Annotated in this window: 17 protein-coding genes, 1 riboswitch and 1 other annotated feature; of the genes, 9 read left to right on the forward strand and 8 right to left on the reverse strand. The window is 44.0% G+C overall.

The window, feature by feature from the left end; all coding sequences use genetic code 11:
* Nucleotides 1–103: 103 nt before the first annotated feature.
* From IGI86_RS01840 to IGI86_RS01860, 5 genes are all read right to left on the reverse strand, one after another.
* Nucleotides 104–1,609 carry a helix-turn-helix domain-containing protein gene (locus IGI86_RS01840; protein WP_005232342.1) on the reverse strand — a complete coding sequence of 502 codons (1,506 nt, stop codon included), beginning with the start codon at nt 1,607–1,609 and terminating at the stop codon, nt 104–106.
* A gap of 118 nt (nt 1,610–1,727) precedes the next feature.
* A complete protein-coding gene (brnQ, locus tag IGI86_RS01845; RefSeq protein ID WP_008376239.1) occupies nt 1,728–3,080 on the reverse strand; it encodes a branched-chain amino acid transport system II carrier protein in 1,353 nt (450 codons plus the stop codon).
* 204 nt (nt 3,081–3,284) lie between these two features.
* The gene (locus tag IGI86_RS01850) at nt 3,285–4,019 is read right to left on the reverse strand and encodes an amino acid ABC transporter ATP-binding protein (protein WP_005232339.1); all 735 of its coding nucleotides are present in this window, start codon (nt 4,017–4,019) and stop codon (nt 3,285–3,287) included.
* Between the two features lie 11 nt (nt 4,020–4,030).
* Nucleotides 4,031–5,620 carry an ABC transporter permease subunit gene (locus tag IGI86_RS01855; RefSeq protein WP_005232337.1) on the reverse strand — a complete coding sequence of 530 codons (1,590 nt, stop codon included), beginning with the start codon at nt 5,618–5,620 and terminating at the stop codon, nt 4,031–4,033.
* A 115-nt stretch (nt 5,621–5,735) separates the two neighbouring features.
* Nucleotides 5,736–5,909: riboswitch (Lysine riboswitch) on the reverse strand.
* Between the two features lie 147 nt (nt 5,910–6,056).
* Complete coding sequence (locus IGI86_RS01860) at nt 6,057–6,359, reverse strand: hypothetical protein (protein ID WP_005232333.1); 303 nt, start codon at nt 6,357–6,359, stop codon at nt 6,057–6,059.
* 306 nt (nt 6,360–6,665) lie between these two features.
* Here IGI86_RS01860 and IGI86_RS01865 point away from each other — a divergent pair, with 306 nt between their 5' ends.
* The gene (locus IGI86_RS01865) at nt 6,666–7,583 is read left to right on the forward strand and encodes an ABC transporter ATP-binding protein (protein ID WP_008376231.1); all 918 of its coding nucleotides are present in this window, start codon (nt 6,666–6,668) and stop codon (nt 7,581–7,583) included.
* Between the two features lies 1 nt (nt 7,584).
* Complete coding sequence (locus tag IGI86_RS01870) at nt 7,585–8,346, forward strand: ABC transporter permease (RefSeq protein ID WP_080555166.1); 762 nt, start codon at nt 7,585–7,587, stop codon at nt 8,344–8,346.
* 73 nt (nt 8,347–8,419) lie between these two features.
* Here IGI86_RS01870 and IGI86_RS01875 read toward each other — a convergent pair whose 3' ends face one another.
* Both IGI86_RS01875 and IGI86_RS01880 read right to left on the reverse strand, forming a co-directional pair.
* Entirely contained in the window at nt 8,420–9,325 is a 906-nt protein-coding gene (locus IGI86_RS01875; protein WP_086299019.1) for a sensor histidine kinase, read from the reverse strand.
* 14 nt (nt 9,326–9,339) lie between these two features.
* Nucleotides 9,340–10,008, reverse strand: a complete 669-nt coding sequence (locus tag IGI86_RS01880; RefSeq protein WP_005232327.1) for a response regulator transcription factor — start codon at nt 10,006–10,008, stop codon at nt 9,340–9,342.
* 157 nt (nt 10,009–10,165) lie between these two features.
* On the opposite strand from IGI86_RS01880, the gene IGI86_RS01885 reads away from it, so the two are divergent.
* From IGI86_RS01885 to IGI86_RS01915, 7 genes are all read left to right on the forward strand, one after another.
* Complete coding sequence (locus IGI86_RS01885; protein WP_005232325.1) at nt 10,166–10,858, forward strand: NAD-dependent protein deacylase; 693 nt, start codon at nt 10,166–10,168, stop codon at nt 10,856–10,858.
* 13 nt (nt 10,859–10,871) lie between these two features.
* The gene (locus IGI86_RS01890; RefSeq protein ID WP_008376222.1) at nt 10,872–11,720 is read left to right on the forward strand and encodes a chorismate mutase; all 849 of its coding nucleotides are present in this window, start codon (nt 10,872–10,874) and stop codon (nt 11,718–11,720) included.
* Nucleotides 11,717–12,241 carry a transcription repressor NadR gene (locus IGI86_RS01895; RefSeq protein WP_016619644.1) on the forward strand — a complete coding sequence of 175 codons (525 nt, stop codon included), beginning with the start codon at nt 11,717–11,719 and terminating at the stop codon, nt 12,239–12,241. Before IGI86_RS01890 ends, IGI86_RS01895 begins: the two co-directional genes overlap by 4 nt.
* 120 nt (nt 12,242–12,361) lie before the next feature.
* Nucleotides 12,362–12,600 (forward strand) — a binding site (T-box leader).
* A 360-nt stretch (nt 12,601–12,960) separates the two neighbouring features.
* The gene (locus IGI86_RS01900) at nt 12,961–14,037 is read left to right on the forward strand and encodes a methionine ABC transporter ATP-binding protein (protein ID WP_005232319.1); all 1,077 of its coding nucleotides are present in this window, start codon (nt 12,961–12,963) and stop codon (nt 14,035–14,037) included.
* Nucleotides 14,038–14,718 (forward strand): methionine ABC transporter permease, encoded by a 681-nt coding sequence (locus IGI86_RS01905; RefSeq protein WP_005232318.1) that lies wholly within the window; start codon nt 14,038–14,040, stop codon nt 14,716–14,718.
* Between the two features lie 52 nt (nt 14,719–14,770).
* Entirely contained in the window at nt 14,771–15,610 is an 840-nt protein-coding gene (locus IGI86_RS01910) for a MetQ/NlpA family ABC transporter substrate-binding protein (RefSeq protein ID WP_008376213.1), read from the forward strand.
* 62 nt (nt 15,611–15,672) lie between these two features.
* Nucleotides 15,673–16,881, forward strand: coding sequence for a M20 family metallopeptidase (locus tag IGI86_RS01915; RefSeq protein WP_005232314.1), 1,209 nt, complete (start codon nt 15,673–15,675; stop codon nt 16,879–16,881).
* 93 nt (nt 16,882–16,974) lie between these two features.
* On the opposite strand, the gene def is transcribed toward IGI86_RS01915, so the two are convergent.
* Nucleotides 16,975–17,538, reverse strand: coding sequence for a peptide deformylase (def, locus tag IGI86_RS01920; protein ID WP_008376209.1), 564 nt, complete (start codon nt 17,536–17,538; stop codon nt 16,975–16,977).
* Nucleotides 17,539–17,644 lie beyond the last annotated feature (106 nt).

The following is a 17,644-nucleotide window of genomic DNA, read 5'->3' on the forward strand; positions in this document are numbered from 1 at the left end:
GTTAGTTAGGGTTGTTTGTTGGTATACATAGAGTATACGAGATAAATATGAATATTCTGTGACAAATCTTTTCGGAAGTTCTTAAGAAACCGTAACGGTTTGGTTACAGAGAAAGGTTCTTTTCATCAAAACGGTTTTTCAACGTACGATACAAATCAATGTATTGCCGATCGTCTGCCGCATAATCCCAAATATAACTCATTTTTTCTGGTTTGAGTTTTTTCATCAACTGATTGGAACTAACGATGACATCATAATTTTCTTGCTGGTTTAGATCATAAGGTTCTGCTGCTACGAAGGTCAAGTCATGTAGGAATTGATTCAATCCTTGAACGACTAAGAAATTATCTTCTAACGCAACCCCTACCCGTAAACGATTCGAATAACGGATTTGATCATAAAACGGCAGCAGGGCGTGGGTATACATCGTTGCCATCTGCTCTTGGTTTTCATCATTGATATAGTCCACCGCTGATTCTTCGCGATAGTTCGTTAAGAATTCATCGATTTTTTGCTGCAGCTGCTCTTCAGCAGACCCGCGATTGATCGAGGGTGTCAGCAAGCGATAGATATTTGGAAACGGCTGACGGAAAACGTAGTTGCCGAAAGTCACATTGATTAAATTACCCACGACCAATGGCTCGTCTAACAGGCCAGGTTGTGAAGCAAAGAAGGTTGCTTTCATCTCTGCTAACAAGTCTGCGACTAACGGATAAACTGGGTTTTGTTTGCTTGAAAAGAATTGCAAGGTTTGTTGCAAAGCTTCTTCTTCAGGACTCAAGTAGAATGGGAAGATTTGCGCCATCAAATAAATAAACCCTGATTCGCCTTTTAATTGTTTGTCTGTCATTGAAACTTCAGGATCAACGACTTGTGTCAAACGCTCAAAATCGAAATATGGATTATTTTTCATCAGGAAATTGTACCGCTTGTCGTATTTGGCAAAATTCCCTTTTTTGATTCGTAAAAGAATCAAGGCGGCGAAATACTTCAACTCTAATCGGCCAAGATAAGAATGAGTCATTGGGAAATACTCCGTGAATCGATCCACCATTTTTTCTGTCTCACTCTCAGCGATCGCAAATGGCCATTCTATTCCACGAGTACCTAACCAAATGATATTGAATAGGGAGAGCCGCACAAGACGCTCATCGCCCACTAAGTTTGATTCAGTGTACGTAAAGCGAAGCTGAAATTGCTTCAAATGTTTTTTTAGATGTTCAAATTTGCGAGACACCGTTGAACGACTGACATCGTATTTTGCACAAAAATCCGTGATCGTAGGATTGTCTTCATTCAGCATGTAAAGAACATATAAGAACGGAACGCTTTTATTCAATAAATAGAAGCGGTATTCATCGATCGTTACCGCGATATTCTGAGGCTGTAATTTACCGCCACGACCGAGTATCGACATATGATCCGGAGTTAACTCAGTTAGATCTTGGTCGATCTCAGTCAACTCTATAAAAGCTTGTTGGTAGCTTAACTCCATTTCCTTTGCCAATTGTGCGATTGGGTGGCTAGGGTTTTGCAGAGTCAGCATACGCCGGAATATTTTAAATTTAATTAATGTTTGCGGGTCCATCATAAGTTCTTCATAAAACATAGGTATCCTCCTTTGTGGCTCTATTGTATCTTTTTTTTACGAAACTGTCAGTCTTTTTAATCAAAAAAATAGCCTACCCTTTAAAAAAAGGTAGGTTATTTTCATCTTTTTAACTAATTTAGGCTGAAACAGGGTCTTTTTTGAACCACGACCATAGCAAACCGATCAAAAATCCGATCGCAGCTGGTACGACCCACCCCATCCCGATTTGGAAAAAGGGCAGATAATCTGACGCAAAAGACAAGATTCCTTGCACGAAAGCGTTGTTGGTAATCACTGCAGGACTCGCATTTAAGCCGTCGATGATTGCAGCGATCAACGTGAAGTATGTCGTCATTCGATAGACACTGGCACGATGGTTAAATAATGGACTGATGATCGCCAACAAAATCAAAGTGATCGCCAGTGGATAGATAAACATCAAGACTGGAATAGAAAACTCGATGATATTGGTCAAGCCGACATTAGCGAAGATCGCTGGTAAGATACTTGTCAAAGCGATAAAGAATCCGTAGCTTTGCTTTGGAAACAATCCAGCAAAGGTTTCGGAAAAGGCCGTGATCAAACCAATGGCGGTTTTTAAACAGGCAGAGATGACGATCAATGCCAATAGCAGACTGCCGACAGTGCCAAGGTAATGGTTGGCGATTTGTGCCAAAGCGATCCCACCGTTTTCGCTGATGGGAAACTGGCCTAAACTTTTGGTTCCCATATAAGAAAGTAAGGTATAGATGATCCCCATCAACACGATGCTGACAGAGCCGGAAAGGATCGTGTCTTTTGCGACCGTCGCAGGTTTCTCAACCCCCATATTGCGAATCGTTGAGACGATGATGATCCCGAAGGCTAAAGATGCCAGCGCATCGAGAGTATTGTAGCCGTTTGTGAAACCAGTAAAGAAAGCATCGCTTTGATAGCTAGGATAGATCGGCGCATCGCTGATGGTTCCTAGTGGTTGCCAAAAGGCAAAAAAGAGCAAAACTCCTAGTAAGACCAGAAACAAGGGATTTAGAAACTTCCCTACATAATCTAAGATTTTGCTAGGTTTGCGTGAAAACCACCAGGCAGCTCCAAAAAATAGGGCAGAGAACAACGCCAATAACCAAGTTTGCATGTCTGATGAAACATGGGGAGCGATCCCGATCTCATAAGAAGTAGTAGCCAAACGAGGCAGAGCAAAGAATGGCCCAATCACTAAATAAAGCAAAATCGTAAATATCATTGCATAGCGGCGATTGATCCGAGAAGCTAATTCAAAAACACCGCTGCTTTGGGAAACGCCAATAGCAATGACCCCTAAAAATGGCAAGCCGATCCCTGTAACTAAAAAGCCAAGGTTGGCTAAGCCGACATTCGCGCCAGCTTCTTGTCCCATGTGAACGGGGAAAATCAGATTTCCGGCACCAAAGAAAAGACCGAAAAGCATTGATCCAACATACATGTAATCCTTAAACTGTAACTTTTTTTCCATAAATGAAAGCTCCTATAATTCCTTAGTTTTAAAAAAAATAACAAAGTTTCTAACAAATAGCAATGGTTTTTTGTGATTTTTTGATAAATTCTGACAATTACTCCTCCTGCAATAAAAAAACACTTAGCATTGAATTCTTCCAAGCTTACTGAAAAAGGACGAAAAAGCTCGGAAGAAGACTGCTAAGTGTTTCAAGACAGAAAATTAATTCAACACACGGGAAAGGAATTCTTTGGTGCGTTGCTCTTTTGGATGAATAAAGATATCTTCAGGCGTCCCTTGTTCGGCAATGACACCTTGATCCATAAAGATGACCCGATCAGACACTTCTTTGGCAAAGCCCATTTCGTGGGTAACGATCACCATTGTCAAGCCAGTATGAGCTAACGTATTCATGGTCTTCAACACTTCACCGACCATTTCTGGATCTAGCGCAGAAGTCGGCTCATCAAACAACATGACATCCGGATTCATCGATAAGGCACGGGCAATGGCTACTCGTTGTTTTTGTCCACCTGAAAGCTGGGAAGGCTTGGCATTGGCATATTGAGCCATACCGACTTGCTCCAGATTTTCTTTGGCAGTCGCTTCTGCTTCTTTGCGATCACGATTCAAAACAGTGACTTGGCCCGTCACGCAGTTTTCTAATACATTCATATTGTTGAATAGGTTAAAGGATTGGAAAACCATTCCTAGATGCGTACGGTATTTCGGCAAGTCATAGCCTTTTTCCAGCACATTTTCACCTAAGTAGATGATTTGCCCACTGGTTGGTTTTTCTAATAAGTTGATGCAGCGAAGAAGTGTAGATTTTCCTGAACCAGAAGAACCGATGATCGTGACAACTTCTCCTTTATTAACAGACAAACTGATGTCTTTTAAGACTTCGTTGTCGCCAAAACTCTTTTTTAAATGGTCAATTTCAATGATTGCTGACATGTTCTTCCTCCTTATTCGTTCGGGTTGATGTCTTCTAATTTGACATACGCACTGGGACCATCCATTTTGCGTTCAACAAAGCGCAAGATCTGGGTGGCACTGATGGTCAAGACTAAGTAGATCACACCGATGATCGCAAATGTTTGGAAGTATTGGAAGTTCGTTCCAGCGGCTGATGTACCTTGGAAGAAGAGGTCTGCAACACTGATGACACTTAAGACGGCAGTATCTTTGATATTGATAATGATCTCATTCCCGGTAGCTGGTAAAATATTGCGCATCACTTGCGGCAACACGACCTTGATCATGGTTTGCCAATGGGTCATTCCGATGGCTTGAGCTGCTTCAAATTGGCCGTCATCTACAGCAAAAATCCCCCCACGAACGATTTCAGACATGTAGGCACCCGTATTGATAGAAACGATCAGCACGGCTGCCAGCGTGCGATTCATGGAGACACCAAAGGCTAGAGCAGTTCCGTAGAAAATAACCATTGCTTGAACCATCATTGGGGTGCCGCGGAAAACTTCGATATAAATGGTCAGTAAACCATTGACGATGCGTTGGAAGAAACGTCCTACTGGATTTTCTGAAAGCGGCAATGTCCGGAAGATACCGACTAAAAGACCGATAATCAATCCGATGATCGTTGAAAGGATCGCGATGAATAAGGTCAAGCCAGCGCCTCGTAAAAAGAGCATGCCGTAATCATCAATGATTTTTTTAAAATCAGCGATCAGACCTTGATCCGCTGTTTCTCCGCTGGCATCTGCAGGCTGATCTAAAACTGCTTGATCCATCAGGGAAACCCGTTCTTCTTCAGAAATTCCTGCAAGGATCTCATTGACTTTTTCAACATCGGGATCGCCTTTGCGCATCCCGACTGCTACTTGGACGTCTTCTGGGTTGGTTTCAAAACCGGCGCCTTCATCGAACTCGACCATCTTCAAATCAGGATTTGCCCCGACGGCAGTGACGCCTTCTGGACGTTCGCTGACGTAGCCGTCAATGATACCCGAAGCTAAAGCAACGCGCATGGAGGAGAAGTCCCGCATGGCTTGTTCTTTTTGGACCTCAGGGATTTGATCTATGACCGTATAATGGAAAGTATTCAGCTGGGCAGTGATTTTTGCCCCCGAAAGATCAGCGAGGCTTTTGGCATCGGCGAACTCGCCATCTTTACGAACCACTACCACCAAATCTGATTCATAGTAAGGATCGGTAAAATCAATTTGCTCGCGACGTTCGGCAGTTGGTGACATACCAGCGATCACAGCATCGATAGTCCCCGCTTGTAAAGCTGGCGGCAGACCGTCCCATTGGGTTTTGACGATCACTAATTCTTTGCCTAAGCCTTCAGCGATTCGTTTGGCGATCTGGACATCGTAACCGCCGGCAAACGCCGAGCCTTCTTCCCCAGAAATCGGCACGGCACCATTGGCGTCCGTCGTTTGCGTCCAGTTAAATGGGGCATAGCCTGCCTCCATACCGACACGGAATTGTTCCGCAGGCGTTTGGTCATCCGCTTGCACGGTTAGGGGCAGCTGAATGAGGGTTAGACAGAGGGCGAAGACTGCCCAGATCCAATTATTTTTTTTCATTTTTTCTCTTTCCTTTCACGAGTTGGACAAGCAGGTAAGGATGAAAAAGCAAAAAAACAGCCGTACTCCATGATTGGAAAACGGCTGTTGACAGGTCATCGTCGACAAACCTTTCACAAAACATAGCGCAACTTAGACAAGCTAAGACAGTCCGCAAATTGTTCATTTGCGGCCCAACAAAATCGATGCAAGCAAAACCGACCTTGTTTCGGCGATGTTCCCTAGCTCTGCTGTAAACGTGTTGCTTCACTCAGCAGGATTAATGAACCTCGCGACCTCTACCTAAATGTTAAAGGGTACTCGTATTTAATTTGATTCTTCTCAGAGTTTAGAAGAAAAGCACCCAAATGTCAATTCTTTTTAACAAAAAAACGACCATTTCCCTATTTTTATCAAAGAGAAAGCGGATCGTTTTTACGAGTGTCTATTGGAACCCTTAAGCGACTTTCGCTTTTGGTTCACGGCCTAAAACAGCTTGGATGACTGTCAAAGCAAGCAATAAGCCAAGTGCTAGATAGATGAGGCTTGAGTATTGTGTAACGCCCCAATCTTGTCCGAAGGTACGGTAAACCACAAGGACGATGGCTTGAATGATTGCTGTGATGACATTTAAAAAGCCGAATGCCCATAAATTGCCATTTTCTTTACGTGCTAAATAGAAGATAGAGAAATATAAGCTGACTGCCAACCAACCGAAACTGATAATGATCATTGCCCAATAAATAATAGCTGCTACCAATGTATTTCACCTCACTTTGATTCGTGACTAGTTTACCACGTTTTTTGTTCCTTGTCATGAAGGAATCTCTTTCTTTGTGAGGCAAAAAACAAAGAGCAAAAGCAGTAATGAAAAGATCATCTGCTATTGGTTGGTTTGCTGAAAAGGGACGGTTTTTCTAGATCGGTTCATTTTCAGCTGTGTATAATAGAAATAAACTGTTTTTTGCAGAAAACTACGAGTTAAGAATCAATTAATAATTAGTTAATAGCTGATTTAGATCTGCTTGCTAGAATAAGCACAGAAGCAAGCAAGGAGGAAGTAAAAATGGAAAATGTTCTTAAAATCAAAGGATTAAACAAACGTTACGGCAAACAGCAGGCGCTACATGATGTCGATCTAACGATCGCTAAGGGAGATATTTATGGATTGGTGGGGAGAAATGGTGCTGGGAAGACGACCCTATTAAAAGCGATCGTTCAGTTGATCCAACCAACTAGTGGCAGTCTGCAGTTGTTTGATGTTGAAGGCGGCAAAGTGTACACTCAGATGCTGAAACGGGTCGGTAATGTGATTGAGACCCCAGTTGCTTACGACCAATTGACCGCAGAGCAAAATTTGAACTATTATTGCAAAATCAGCGGGGTGGTGGAACCTGAGGCGGTCAGTAAAGCATTGGCGTTTGTCGGATTGACCAATGTTGGCCACAAGAAATACCGTGATTTTTCTTTGGGTATGAAACAAAAGCTAGGCTTAGCCATCGCTTTATTGAACCAACCGGATTTTCTAATACTAGATGAGCCGATCAATGGCCTGGATCCTGTAGCGATCGTTGAGTTTCGGGAGCTGCTTTTACGATTGAATCAAGAACGCGGCATGACGATTTTGATTTCCAGTCATATTTTAGAAGAGTTGTACTTAGTCGCTACACGTTTTGGGGTCATTAGTGAGGGGCGTCTGATCAAAGAGATGACCAAACACGAATTCGATCTGATGGCGAAACGGTTTATTCAATTAGAAGTGGATGATGTAGCCACAGCTAGCCGCTTGCTAGAGAGTCAGCTGATTTCCGAATATAAAGTCGTCAGTGACCACAAAATTCATATTTATCAAGAGAATGTGTTGATTCGTGACCTGGTCCGTCAGCTGGTTTATGAAGGGATCGCTATCGACCGGATTTCTTTTGAAGGGGAAAATCTAGAGTCGTATTTCAAAGAGTTAGTAACAAGTGAAGGGGGAAATTAAGATGTTGAATTTTATTCGAGCCGATTTGTATCGTTTATCAAGAAGTAAAAGTTTTTGGATCACAGAAGGAATTATTTTATTGTTGGTGATTTTATCCGTTGTTTCCAATGGTAGTGTAGGGGTCACTCTTGGGGATAGTACGCAAACAGCAGGCAGCCTTACGGAAATGACTGGCTTTCTGGCGATCCAGACCAGTTTGTCTTCCATGTTGCTGTATTACTCCTTGCCATTGGTGATGCAGGTCTTAGGCAGTGAGTACACGAAAGGGACCATGAAGAATATCATTACCGTTGGTGTCTCCAAACCCGCTTATCTTTTTGGGAAATTCTTGGTTTATACATTGGTGCTGGTCTTACAGATCGTCGCGATTTGTTTGGTGAGCTTTGTAGCGGGAACGGTTATTGGGGGGATTGGTTATAATGACCTTTCACAGATAGAAAACTTGTTGTATTATTTCGTTAGTTTTGTACTGATTTTATTAGCGACTTCCTCTTTTGCAGTGCTAGTTTTGTATTTGACCAAAAATACAGCGGTCAGCGTGTTGGCGACGATTTTTATTCCGATGGCCTTTGCTATTGCCCGAATCTCTTTACCCAACTGGAAGTTTTTAGAATACTTGGACTTTCAAGGCGGGTTAGAGATGGTGACCATGACTACTTTCCAAACATGGGAAACAGTCCAACCCATTTTTCTTGGGAGCCTGATCAGTTTATTGCTTTGCCTCTTGGCTGCGCATCTGGTGTTTAAGAGACAAGAATTGTAAGAGCAGAAAAACGCCCAACCGTATCGACTAGTGAAGGTCGAGCGATTGGGTGTTTTTTGTGTATAGCCATGAGTTAGTGGGGTTCAACGGACTGCTGCCAAAAAAGGGTCAAACGAAACGTCTCTTCGGTTGTATCCAATTGGATCTTGCCGTCTAATGCATTAGTCAATGCCGCGATGATATACAGACCAAGTCCGGCTTGCTGTTTATGCCGTGAAAGGTCTTCGGTATAAAAGCGGTGGGTCAATTTTTCTGGGTGCTGGATCGGTGATCTCAGCTGATTTTCCTGTTGGAAAACGATGCGATTTCCTTGCTGATTCAAGCGGATCGTCCCCGTTTCACTGCCATGTTCCAGCAGGTTACCAAGGACATTTTGGAAAATTCGTTGCCAGCTTTTTTTATCTGAAATGATCATGATGTTGGGTTGGATCGCAACCGTCAGTGATAAATGGTTTTCCTCAAAAGAAGGATAAAGCTGGAGCAGTTCTTCTTCCAATAAACGAGAAAGATTGAATTCTTCCAAAGTCAAAGCGAGCTGATTGTCTTTGAGACGCTGATAGGTCAACAACTGTTCCAGATGATTTTCGACTTTTTCTAGGTTGCTGCTGACTTTATCCAGCAGCTGTAGTTGTTGCGGGGTGAGGGTCGCATCGGCTTGCAGCAGTTGTGTGTAGCCGCTGGCGACCGTCAAAGGTGTGCGTAAGTCGTGAGAGATATTTTGAATGGCTTGTTCCAACTGCTGGTTTTCTTGCAGCATTTGATAGTGTTGCTGCTTATTTTTTCTAAGTATCTGATTGTTTAACAAGGCGATCGCTTTTAAAGCGGGGACGCGGGTCTGTAAATGGATCTCTTGATTTGTTTCGATTTCGCTGATTCTTGTTAATTGCTGGTGGTACTTTTTTAGATCATATAGTAAGAAAAACCAATAGCCAAACAATAACACAACGATCAGAGCGGCGAAAAACTGAAGTATATGCATGAGGTTCCTCCTTTTTAAGCTAGCTTGACGCCGATGCCCCAGACAGTATCGATATACGCTTCATCTGGATCGAGTGTTTTGATTTTGCTGCGTAAATGGCTGATATGGACATTGATCGTGTTTTCTTCACCGTAGTAAGGTTCTTGCCAAACAGCTTCATAGAGCATTTCTTTGGTATAAACTTTTTTGGGGTTCGCTAAGAGCAGGGAAAAAATCTCAAACTCCTTTTTCTTTAACTGAACCGTTGCCTCTCCTCGTTGCAGCTGAAACGAGTCAGGCAACAGTTGAATGTTTTTATACGAGTGGCTGCTGGCAACTGGAGGGGGTTGTTTGTTTGTTCGCAATTGAACAATGATACGTGCCTTTAATTCTTCGACATTGAAGGGTTTGGTCAAGTAATCATTGGCCCCCGCCAGCAAAAGGGTGGAAACATCGGCTGGTTCATCTAAGGCAGTCAAGATAATGACGGGGACCGTGGAGGTTTGGCGAATCTCTTGCAAGACTTGTGTCCCATCTTTACCGGGGAGCATTCGATCTAGCAAAATCAAGTCGAAAGCATCTTGCTGAAAAAGCAGCAGACCTTCCGTGCCTGAATAGGCTTGCTGGACGGTATAGTCAGCTGCTAAAATAGTAGCCAACATTTCGCTGATCTCATTGTTGTCTTCGATAATCAAAATTTTCATTTGGTTTTCCCATTCTTCTTGTATTTATTGCATTTATTATAAGCAATTCCGCAAGAAAAAGCATTAGTTGCTTTTAAAAAAGAAAATGGCTGATTTTTCGCAAAAACGGTTCTTTTTCGGTTAGAATAAGAGAAAAGCCATAAAGGAAGTTAGAACGATGAAGGTATCTATTGAGCAAGCAATCGCAACGGTCACCGCCGCATCATCCGTGACCTTTTTGACGGGTGCCGGTGTTTCAACCCCATCGGGCATTCCTGATTACCGTTCCTTAAAAGGGGTCTATCAAGGACTGGCCCAGCCAGAGTATTTGTTAAGCCATGACTGTTTAGAAAACGAACCGGAAACATTTTATCAGTTCGTCAAGCACCTCTACCATCCTCAGGCCCAGCCGAACATCATTCATCAAAAAATGGCTGCGCTGCAAACGAAAAAAACAGTTTGGGTCGTTTCACAAAACATCGATGGACTGCATGAAAAAGCGGGGAGTCACCAAAGAATCGATTTTCACGGCTCCTTGTACAACTGTTATTGCCGAAAATGCGGTAATCCGGTACCTTGGCAAGCGTATTTGCAGGATTGGCACCATGCAGGATGTGACGGTCAGATTCGGCCGGCGATCGTGCTTTATGGGGAAGGATTTACGGATGAAACCATTGAAGGAGCCATTCAGGCCGTTGCTCAAGCCGACCTGACGGTGGTCGTGGGGACTTCGCTGCAAGTCTATCCTTTTGCAGGGCTAGTCGATTACAGCCAGCAGGTGTTGGTCATCAATAAGGAACCATTGGCGATCCCGAATGAATATGGCATGTTGACCGCAGCAGCCGAAACGTTTTTCCAGAAAATTGAATGAAGGAGTTTATGATATGACACAACGTACCGAAAAAGAGAAAATGATTGCTGGCGAATTGTACTTTTCCCCAGATCCAGAATTGGTGGCAGACCGGAAATATGCCCGTGAACAAATGAACCTGATCAACCAAGAAACTGATACAAAAATCAAAGAGCAGTTACTAAAAGAAACTTTCGGCTCTGTGACTGGTCGAATCTATATCGAACCGAATGTCCGCTTTGATTATGGCTACAATATTTCTGTCGGCAAAAACTTCTATGCTAACTACGACTGTGTGTTACTAGATGTTTGCCCGATTACCTTTGGTGACAATTGTATGCTGGCACCCAATGTTCGGTTGTTTACGGCGACTCATCCATTACATCCGGTCAAACGAAACAGCGGCTTAGAATTAGGAGCACCGATCGTGATTGGCGACAACGCATGGATCGGTGGCGCGGCCACGATTTTGCCAGGGGTCCGCTTAGGCAACAATGTCGTGGTGGGGGCTGGCAGTGTGGTCACAAAATCATTCCCAGACAATGTTGTGCTGGCGGGAAATCCGGCACGGGTCATCAAGACGATCGACTTGGAAGAAGAAAACAACCAGCAAGATCCTTTGGCTGTTCAGCGAGCGGCGATCGATGACATTGATTGGCAGCTCACGCATCTTTTAGAAAAACGCATGAGTACAGTCAATGAAATCGTGCAATTGAAGAAAAGTAGTCAGTTGCCGGTTTTAGATGAAAATCGTGAAGAGAAAGTGCTGGAAAATATTCGGCAGGCGATTTCAAATCAAGCCTATGAGGAAACGATTTTAGCCATGTTTCAATCAATTATGAAACACTCAAAAACCTATCAAGAGAATCAATTGGAGGAATGAGTATGGATGGAGCAACACGTCGAGAAACGATTTTAGCGGCATTGAAGCAAGCGGACAAAGCGATCAGTGCCAGCAAACTGGCAGAATCACTAGGAGTCAGTCGCCAAATCATCGTTGGGGACATTGCCTTGCTGCGAGCAGCCGGTGAAGCGATCGCGGCCACTGCTCGCGGCTATCGACTGCAAGCACTGTTGAATGAGGCGGGGCATGTCAGCAAGCTAGCGGTGCAGCATCGGCCTGAACAAACCGAAGAAGAATTGCGGATTTTTGTCGCTTGTGGCGTGGAAGTGGTCGATGTCATCGTTGAACATGAAATCTATGGAGAGATCACTGGCAATTTGCAGATTCAAACAGACCAAGACGTGACTGATTTCATCAACAAAACCCAACATGCAGAAGCCCGCTTGCTCTCTGATTTAACCAACGGGGTGCACTTGCATACGCTGCGTTATACCGATCCTGCGGCTCTGGAAAAAGCCAAACAACAGTTAGCAGAAAAAGGCATGCTCTATCAAAATTGAGGCGTAAACCATTCTGGCAAGGACGCTATCGGCAGTCTTGGGGAACACTTAGATGAAAAAATTGTGATTTTTTGTTGACAAGACGTTCATTTTCCAGTAAAGTACAACTCAACAAGAATAATGAATCTGTTGAGAAGGAAAGTAACCGCGGATACTTTAAAGAGAGACTCTGGTTGGTGGAAAGAGTCAAGTCAGAAGCGATGAAAAATGGCCTTGGAGGATTGATTGTCGATAAGTAGGCAATCACGGATGCGCACTACCGTTACAAAGTGCACCAATCTCTAGCACGGCTAGACGTTGGGTTGAGGGAAGGGAAACCTTCTAAACAAAAGGTGGTAACACGAGTATTCGTCCTTTTACTAGCAAACGCTGGTAAAAGGACTTTTTTTATACACAAAAATCAAATAGCACCACACACGAAGAATTGGTAAGTACAAAAGCACGTTTTTTCAACAGAGAGCTTCGGTAGCTGAAAAGAAGCATCAAACGACTTTTAGAAAATGGCCAAGGAGTGATTCGTTCCGAGCAGTAGTTTGCAAGGCGACGACGGTAGCGACCGTTATCTGGCTAGAGTATGATCGTACTCGAAAAGGAGCTGTATGCGAGTACAGCTTAAACTGAGGTGGTAACACGCAAAAAGGCGTCCTCAAACAAGTCACAGGTGACTTGTTTGAGGATGCCTTTTTTTATTGAAAAAGACAAGAACTAGGGGGAAGACGATGATTTCATTAAAAGATATATCAGTAACATTCAATCAATCAAAGAAACCCGCGATCCAAGCGGTCAAAAACGTATCGATCGAGATCGACAAAGGGGACGTGTACGGCATCGTGGGTTACTCAGGCGCCGGGAAAAGTACACTCGTCCGTGTGATCAACTTATTGCAGCGCCCAAGCAGCGGCAGCGTCGTCGTCAACGGCACGGAGCTGACCACACTTTCTGCGAAAGACCTGCGAGAAAAACGGAAAACGATCGGAATGATCTTTCAGCACTTCAACTTGATGGACAGCCGCAATGTTTTTGATAACGTGGATTTTTCCTTGAAATATGGGGGACGGTCCAAACAGGAACGTCATCAAAAAGTAACCGAGCTGCTGACGCTTGTTGGATTGGAAGAAAAAGCCCAAGCGTTTCCTAGCCAACTATCTGGAGGGCAAAAGCAGCGGGTCGCCATTGCCAGAGCTTTGGCAAATGATCCAGAGATCTTGCTGTGCGATGAGGCAACTAGCGCCCTTGATCCGAAAACGACCTTACAGATATTGGCTTTGTTGAAAAAATTAAATCGGACTCTCGGTTTGACCATCGTGATCATTACCCATGAAATGCAAGTTGTCAAAGAAATCTGCAACAAAGTGGCAGTGATGGAAGACGGTGAAGTTATTGAGCAAGGTTCGAGCGTTCAGATTTTTAGCCAACCAGAAAAACCATTGACCAAAGATTTCATCCGAACGGCGACGCACATCGACCAAGCCTTAGAAACGATCCTCGGCAGTTCGAAGTTTTCTTCCTTGGCACCGAATGAATGGCTGGTGGAGCTGTCCTACGTGGGGGATCAAACCAATGAACCACTGATCGCCCAATTGTACAGTCGCTACAAAGTGACCACCAATATTCTTTACGGTAACGTGGAGATCTTGCAAGAAGTGCCGATCGGCAGCTTGGTCGTTAGCTTATCCGGAGAGTACCAACAGCGCAAACATGCCTTAGAATATTTGAAGTCTCAAGGAGTGTACACCAATATTTTAAAAGAAAATCATGCAGAACCATTAAACAATGTGATTAAAGGAGGATTTTAGATGGCTGCCTTATTAGAAAGATATTTTCCCAATGTTGTTGCGATCCAAGATGAATTTGTCGCAGCAACGATCCAAACCTTGTATATGGTTTTTTGGACCTCCTTGATCGCGGGCATCTTAGGCATCTTGTTAGGGATCGTCCTGGTAGTGACTCGACCGAGTGGAATTTTAGAAAATCGACCACTCTTTGAATTTCTCGATAAGGTCATCAATGTGGTCCGCTCGATCCCTTTTATTATCTTATTGACGTTGCTAGGAACCTTTACCCGATTTCTTGTGGGAACGACGATCGGCGAAACAGCAGCATTGGTTCCTCTGATTGCTGGGATCATTCCTTTCTTTGCTCGGCAGATCGAGATTGCCTTGCTAGAAGTTGACCCCGGTGTCGTGGAAGCAGCCGAAGCGATGGGCACCAGTCCTTTCGGCATCATTTTTCGGGTCTATTTGCCAGAAGGCGTGGCGGGAATCATTCGGGTCTCTGCATTGACCGTGATCAATGTGATCGGATTGACCGCCATGGCAGGAGCAGTTGGCGCTGGCGGTTTAGGTAACTTAGCCATCACCCGCGGGTACAACCGATTCCAGACCGATGTCACGATCATGGCGACCTTGATCATCTTAGTATTCGTTTTTATCAGTCAATTTGTCAGCAACCTACTCATTAAACGAGTATCACACTGACCACCACTTACGTACAAATAAAAAAACAAGCAAGTCTATGGAGGAAGAAAAAATGAAAAAAATCGTACAATCAATCGTCTTAGGGGCAGCATTATTATTTATTACAGGATGCGGAAACAATGGCAGTGCCGCAGCCACTGATCAAGAAGAAGTCACTGTGAAATTAGGAGTGATTGGCGCGGACACCGATGTCTGGGATGATGTCAAAGATCGTTTAAAAGACGAAGGCATCAATTTAGAATATGTCCAATTCTCTGATTACAATCAACCCAACGCAGCATTAGCTGATGGTTCCATTGACCTCAATTCATTCCAACACCAATTTTTCTTGGACAATTATAATAAAGAATTTGGTACCGATCTCGTATCGATCGGCAATACAGTCAACGCGCCATTAGGCATTTATTCCGACAAAGTGACGGATGTCAACGACTTGGCTGAAGGAGCTAAAGTTGCGATCCCGAATGATGTGACCAATGGTGGTCGGGCATTGCTCTTGTTACAATCAGCTGGATTGATCAAAGTGGATGAAGCAGCCGGACAAACACCAACGGTCGCGGATATTACTGAAAACCGTTTGAATTTAGAAATTTCGGAACTTGATGCAGCGCAAACAGCCCGGGCACTTTCCGATGTCGATGTTTCTGTTATCAATAGCGGCATGGCGGTAGATGCAGGATTTGTGCCTACCGAAGATGCAATCTTTTTAGAGCCTGTTGATGAAACGGCCCGTCCTTACGTCAACATCATTGCCGCCCGTAAAGAAGATGAAGACAATGAAGTTTACCAAAAAGTGGTTGCTGCTTACCAAACAGAGGATACGAAAAAAGTCATCGAGGAAACGTCAAAAGGATCAAGTGTTCCTGCTTGGGAAACCTTTGGAGCAAAATAAGTGCTATGTAATTTGATAAAAACACTGAAAAAAACCATGTAAGAAAAAGGAGAGATTTGATTATGACAACAGCAACTATTACAAAAGCAACGATTAAACCATTTATCCAAGAGCGTTTAGCCGCTTATCAAGCCTTGGCATTAGATATCCATAATCACCCAGAAGTCAGCAACTATGAGTTTTACTCAGCCGATGCCCTGATCGCCCAATTAGAAAAAGAAGGCTTTGCTGTTAAAAAGGATGTCGCAGGACATCGTACCGGCTTTGATGCCCGCTATGTCAGTGGAAAACCGGGCCCAACGATTGCCTTTTTAGCTGAGTACGATGCGTTACCAGGGATCGGTCATGCTTGTGGGCACAATCTCTTCGGGACTTATTCCGTCTTAGCAGCCAGTGCCCTGCAACCTTTCATCGATGAGCTAGGCGGGGAGATTCGAGTCTATGGGACGCCAGGAGAAGAAGGTGGGGAAAATGGTTCCGCTAAAGGCAGTTTTGTCCGTGAAGGGTTCTTCAATGATGTCGATGCCGCTCTTTGTGTCCATCCAGCCCATCGCTATGGCAAAACGACAGCGTCATTAGCCAATGATCCAGTGGATATCAAGTTCTATGGTCGAGCTTCCCATGCGGCAGCTGCACCAGAAAAAGGCATCAACGCGTTAGAAGCATTGCTGCAAGTCTTTAACGGGATCAATGGATTGCGTCTGCACTTACCAAAAGACGTCAATATTCATGGTGTGATCACCGATGGTGGCGTGGCAGCCAATGTCGTGCCAGAATATGCAGCCGGTCGTTTTTATTTACGAGCAGCCAATCGAGCGACCTTGAACGATGTCTACGAGAAAGTCGAAAACATCGTCAAAGGAGCCGCTTTAGCCACGGGAGCGACCTATGAATTCGGCTTGTTCCAAAACTCCGTCGATGATGTGATCGTGACACCAAGTTTTGATGAGATTTTCTTTGCCCATGCCCAAGAAGCGGGCGTACCTGCCGATGAGATCGATACGGAAGCCAAAACAAGTCTTGGTTCTTCTGATGTCGGCAATGTCAGTCAAGTGATCCCGACGATCCAACCCACCGTTTCGATTTCAGATGACTACATTGCGGGTCATTCGGAAGAATTCAAAGCCGCTGCCAAGAGTGAAAAAGGCTTGCAGTCGATCGCTATCGCGGCTGAACTTTTAGCGCTGACCGCGTTAGATCTTTTTGAACAACCGGCGTTATTAGAAAAAATCAAAGCCGATCATCAAGAAAGCCTAGCAAAAGGCAATTAACGCCAAAACCTTGAAGGAAGATATCCAGAGGATACTCAATAATATAGAAGAAAAAAAAGTCTCTGCCGCAAAATGTCGGTAGAGACTTTTTAGTTAGTCGATGACTAAAATGCCTTCTTTCAATGAAAAAGGATTTTGTTGATTGATATGATCGTAGAACATGACCCCGTTCAAATGATCGATCTCATGCTGAACGACGATCGCAGGATAGTTCTTTAAACGAACTTTTTTCTTTTTGCCGTTGATGTCGTAATAGCTGATCGTGATCCGGGCATGGCGTACCACGTAGCCAGGGACTTCACGGTCCACGGACAGGCAGCCCTCGCCTTCACCCAAACAAGCTTCTTGCACGGAATGACTTAGAATTTTAGGATTGTAAAGAACATCTTTAAAATCAGGTTCTGCTTTTTCTGGATCGCTGCTAGGGACGAGGACCGCTGTGATTCGTTTTGAAATATCTAATTGAGGAGCTGCTAGACCAACACCACCTCTTAATTCGAGTTCTTCTGCCTTGACTGGGTCTTGGCTGTTTTCTAAAAAGGTCATCATTTCTTTTCCTAGTGCGATATCTTCTTCGCTCAAAGGAAATGGTACTTCTTTTGCTACTTCACGCAAGGTTGGATTGCCTTCGCGAATAATATCATCCATTGTAATCATTGATGATGTGATTCCTCCTACTATGTAAAAATGACGAAAGCAAGTTTCGTTCCTAATAAAGTGTACCACAAGTGCAGAAAGAAGGGCATAAGAAAGTTTAAACGGT

Origin of the sequence: Enterococcus sp. AZ188 (assembly GCF_050544075.1) — a bacterium.
GTDB lineage: Bacteria > Bacillota > Bacilli > Lactobacillales > Enterococcaceae > Enterococcus_D > Enterococcus_D entomosocium.